Origin of the sequence: Iodobacter sp. BJB302 (genome assembly GCF_002735645.1) — a bacterium.
In the GTDB taxonomy this organism is placed as follows: domain Bacteria; phylum Pseudomonadota; class Gammaproteobacteria; order Burkholderiales; family Chitinibacteraceae; genus Iodobacter.
This window is the reverse complement of record NZ_PDZG01000135.1, coordinates 1-4063: the sequence shown is the minus strand read 5'-3', so window position 1 is coordinate 4063 and position 4063 is coordinate 1. Positions and strand designations below refer to the sequence as shown.

Sequence of the window (4063 nt, the reverse complement as noted above, 5' to 3'; positions counted from 1 at the left end):
ACCATAGCGAGGTGGTCCCACTCCTTCCCATCCCGAACAGGACAGTGAAACACCTTAGCGCCGATGATAGTGCAGATTACCTGTGTGAAAGTAGGTCATTGCCAGACACCCCATTCGTAGTAAAGACATAGTAAACAAAACCCCCGTACTCGAAAGAGGCGGGGGTTTTGCTATAAGTGAAGCAGTTGTTTTTTACTGCAATAGATTAGATTAAATTACTTGCTGAGCCGTATGAGCAGGTGTCAGTTAAAGTCTGGTGACCATAGCAAGGTGGCCCCACTCCTTCCCATCCCGAACAGGACAGTGAAACACCTTAGCGCCGATGATAGTGCAGATTACCTGTGTGAAAGTAGGTCATTACCAGACACCCCTTTGTTGAGTAAATATAATATTTGCTCAAAGCAAAAGCCCCAATATCGTTTGATATTGGGGCTTTTGTTTGTTCTGAAGAAAAAGCCATGTAAGCAATTAGCCTAGCGGCATTACTTCTTTTCCATACATTTCATTCAGTATTTGAGCCATTGCTGCATAAATAGCAGATGTACCGCAAATGATGCCTTCAATGCCTGCTAATTGCTTGATCATAGGATTTCCTGTGTAATCACCAAGGGCGAGCAGGGCAAAAAGAACCGTAAGAGAGCCAAAGATAAATTGGGTCGCTTTATTGAGTTTAAGCGTGCCAACAAACAAAAATGCTGTAAAGATGCCCCACATGGTGAGGTAGGCGGTCATGCTGTTGATTGAGCTTGCTTCTGCGAGGCCCAGCTTGGGTAAGATGAGCAGGGCTACCAGCGAGAGCCAGAACATGCCGTAGGAAGTGAATGCGACGGTGCCGAAGGTATTGCCTTTTTTCCATTCCAGCAGGCCCGCAATCACTTGAGCAATACCTCCGTAGAAAATGCCCATGGCTAAGATCATTGAGCTGAGCTCAGTTACACCTGCGTTGTGCAGATTCAGTAGTACGGTTGTCATGCCAAAGCCCAGTAATCCTAATGGGGCTGGATTGGCGGTTTGATCATGCGTATGAAGAGTCTGAGACATATTAAGTTCTGTTTGAATTTTTAAAGAGGCGCGATTATACCGAGCTTCTTCAGATAAAAATTTGGCTTAGATTAACTTGGCAGTATTTACCTTATGAATGGTGCTATCTTCTTGTTTTTAATGAATAAGTTTGATTTAGTCTGAATAAGCTTGTAATAAGGTTGTGCCTTAAAAATTCTTAGTTTTCATGATTTTTTTATAACCGGTAAAAGACGATGTGTTTCGTATTGGCCTGTTAATAAAATGGCAGTCAGAGTAAGCTTAAAGCAGGAATATATTTATAAGGAGAGGGACATGGTTAAAAGTATTATTTCTGATATGGATGGCGTTATTTATCGCGGTAAACAATTAATCCCTGGCGCAAATGAGTTTGTTCAGCGCTTATTAAGCAGTAAATTACCGTTTTTATTTTTAACCAATAATGCTGAACAAACCCCGCTCGATTTAAAGCTAAAGCTTGAAGCGCTGGGTATTCACGGGCTGAGTGAAGAGAATTTTATTACCAGTGCCATGGCTACTGCGATGTTTTTGCGCAGCCAGAAAGAGCGCGCTACCGTTTTTATTATTGGTGGCGGAGGCTTAATTAACGAGCTTTATAATGTGGGCTTTTCTATTTCAGAAAGTAAGCCGGATTATGTGGTGGTAGCAAAATCGAGCAGCTTTAATTTCGATCAGATGAAAAAAGCGGTACGCTTTATTGACGGGGGCGCTAAATTTATTGGTACCAATCCCGATATGATTGATCCGGTTGAAGGCGGGAGCGAGCCTGCTGCGGGAACAATCCTTGCGGCAATTTCAGCCGCTACGGGCAAGACACCCTATATTGTGGGTAAGCCTAATGCTTTGATGATGACATTGGCGACGCGTAAATTGGGCGTGCATCCCGAAGATACGCTGATGATTGGTGACAGAATGGATACGGATATTGTGGGAGGTATGGAGGCAGGTATGAAAACTGCTTTGGTGCTTTCTGGCGTATCAAATACCGAGATGATCGAACAATTTCCGTATAAACCGGATTATGTGTTCAATCATGTCGGCGAAATTGATTTTACTACGCTTTAGGCTGGGCTGGCCGGCGTATTTAACCGGCCTTCTGCGGCCAATTCTCTAATTTTTTGAATCGTTTCCAAATCCGTTTGTTGCCAAGCAGCTTTCAGGAACTTTGCATACTCTTCTTCTTCGCCCTGATCGTTCATCGGCGTTTGATAATGAAAGCGAACAAATAGCATATTGGTTTCCGGCTCTTCGATTTTCATCAGCAGGGTGCCACCGGCATGTTGTTCACCCGGCTCGGTGTCATAACGCACATGTGCTTCATTAAGCAGATGGATACGATCCTGGATGTGCAAGGCGCCAATGATGATTTTCCTAAGTAAATGCACATCGCTGCGTTCAATAATTTCTACACTATCTATATGTGCCATAAACAGATCAGGAGCTTCTGCACGAAGCACTAAGCCCTTCCAGAGCTCTGCTCTGTTCAGGATAAAATCATTGGATGGGTCATTAACGGCGACCAGATGCTCTAATTGCAAAATAACTCTCCTTAAAGCGCTAGTATAGCGAATGTGCAGCTTGGCATAACGGTGATTATTGTTAGGGTAGTAATGCGTATTTACAAGGGCTGAGCCACAGCGGGTTGTGTTCTGGGTGCCGTTTTTCTGGGTAATCCTCCGGATTTATTCCGTATTGCGCAGTGTCTTGCAAAATATGAGAGAGCTCTGCACAGATGGATACTCAGCCAGCAGAGGCAAGGTCCATAAGCGTGGTATTTGCAATTGCATGGGCTTATATTCGCGACGGTTTAGACTCAATAATAAAATCTGCAGGTGCTTGTTCTGCCTTATCTGTTAAACGAAGATGCTGGGCTTATTGGCTTTGTAATTGATTTACGGAGAGAGTCTCTGTTGCTGTGATGGCTGTATTTTGCATCTGAGCTGATCATATGAGTGAAATGGCGCGTGTAATTGTACTTTGGTTAATTATTTTTATGTGTATATACTTTAGTCAAGCCATTCTTTATCGGTCGTATTTTTAATGATAAATAAATAATGACTTGAGAATATTATGATTTTTGGAGAGATATATTTATCCACAATAAATATTGTGATAATTCGCTCTGTATTATTAATTTGCTGTATGGGATAAAAAAAATGATAAATCCAAATAATAAGCCAATAGGTGTGATTGATGATGAGCAGGCGTTGGATATTGTGGGTGATGCCGTGCTTAAGCTCTGGGACGTTGTTGATGAATTGGCGCGCTTACGTCCTGCGCATACGCCGGATTATCATGTCACTATCTTTGGTTCGGCACGTATTCAGGATGGATCAGCCGCTTATGAAGCGGTTAAACAGCTGGCAAGTGAATTAGCGGCAATGGGATGCCGTATTGTTACGGGCGGAGGGCCCGGCTTGATGCAGGCTGCAAATGAAGGAGCGAGGGAGGGAGCTCCGGATCGCCCAGAAGCATCAGTAGGCATTAGGGTTGATTTAGATTTTGAACAAAATGTGAATGATTTTGTGGGCAAAGTTTATGAGCACAAAACATTTTTTTCCCGTTTGCATCATTTTATTTTGCGCTCAAATGCATTTATTGTTACATCCGGCGGAATTGGTACTTTATTAGAATTATCGATGGTATGGCAGCTGATTCAGGTGCGTAAACTTTATGACACGCCATTGATTTTAGTGGGGGAGATGTGGCACGAGCAGGTCGATTGGGCGCGCCGCTATATGGTTGAAAATAATGCGGGTCTTGCCAGCGAAGTGGATATGCAGATTCCGATCGTGGTCGATACGATTGAAGACGCTGTTCAGCTGATCAGAGAGCATCATGAGAAATGGCAAATTGTAGGTTCTTCTTTATAAAGAAATAAAAAGGCCTCTGAATTTTGAACTGCACCCCAAAAGTTGGACACCCGTCCATATTTTTGGGGTGTTTTTATGTCCAAGTACTCAACGCAATTCAAGCTCTCTGTCGTTCAGCAATATTTAACTGGCGAAGCAGGTATCAAAAC

The 4063-nt window shown here is 43.2% G+C and carries 4 protein-coding genes and 2 rRNA genes; 4 read left to right on the top strand and 2 right to left on the bottom strand.

The features are described 5' to 3' along the window. Both rrf (CSQ88_RS21975) and rrf (CSQ88_RS21970) read left to right on the top strand, forming a co-directional pair. Positions 1-107: ribosomal RNA gene (gene rrf / locus CSQ88_RS21975) — 5S ribosomal RNA — on the top strand; the annotation flags it as partial. Between the two features lie 145 nt (positions 108-252). After that, positions 253-366 (top strand): 5S ribosomal RNA (gene rrf, locus CSQ88_RS21970). 102 nt (positions 367-468) lie between these two features. Here rrf (CSQ88_RS21970) and CSQ88_RS21965 read toward each other — a convergent pair. Further along, positions 469-1041 carry a GPR1/FUN34/YaaH family transporter gene (locus tag CSQ88_RS21965; protein ID WP_099400194.1) on the bottom strand — a complete coding sequence of 191 codons (573 nt, stop codon included), beginning with the start codon at positions 1039-1041 and terminating at the stop codon, positions 469-471. 294 nt (positions 1042-1335) lie between these two features. Here CSQ88_RS21965 and CSQ88_RS21960 point away from each other — a divergent pair, with 294 nt between their 5' ends. Beyond that, positions 1336-2106, top strand: a complete 771-nt coding sequence (locus CSQ88_RS21960) for an HAD-IIA family hydrolase (protein WP_099400193.1) — start codon at positions 1336-1338, stop codon at positions 2104-2106. On the opposite strand, the gene CSQ88_RS21955 is transcribed toward CSQ88_RS21960, so the two are convergent. Then, positions 2103-2579 (bottom strand): AtaL-like protein, encoded by a 477-nt coding sequence (locus CSQ88_RS21955; protein ID WP_180273774.1) that lies wholly within the window; start codon positions 2577-2579, stop codon positions 2103-2105. The genes CSQ88_RS21960 and CSQ88_RS21955 overlap by 4 nt on opposite strands. A 618-nt stretch (positions 2580-3197) precedes the next feature. On the opposite strand from CSQ88_RS21955, the gene CSQ88_RS21950 reads away from it, so the two are divergent. Then, entirely contained in the window at positions 3198-3914 is a 717-nt protein-coding gene (locus tag CSQ88_RS21950; RefSeq protein ID WP_099400191.1) for an LOG family protein, read from the top strand. Positions 3915-4063 lie beyond the last annotated feature (149 nt).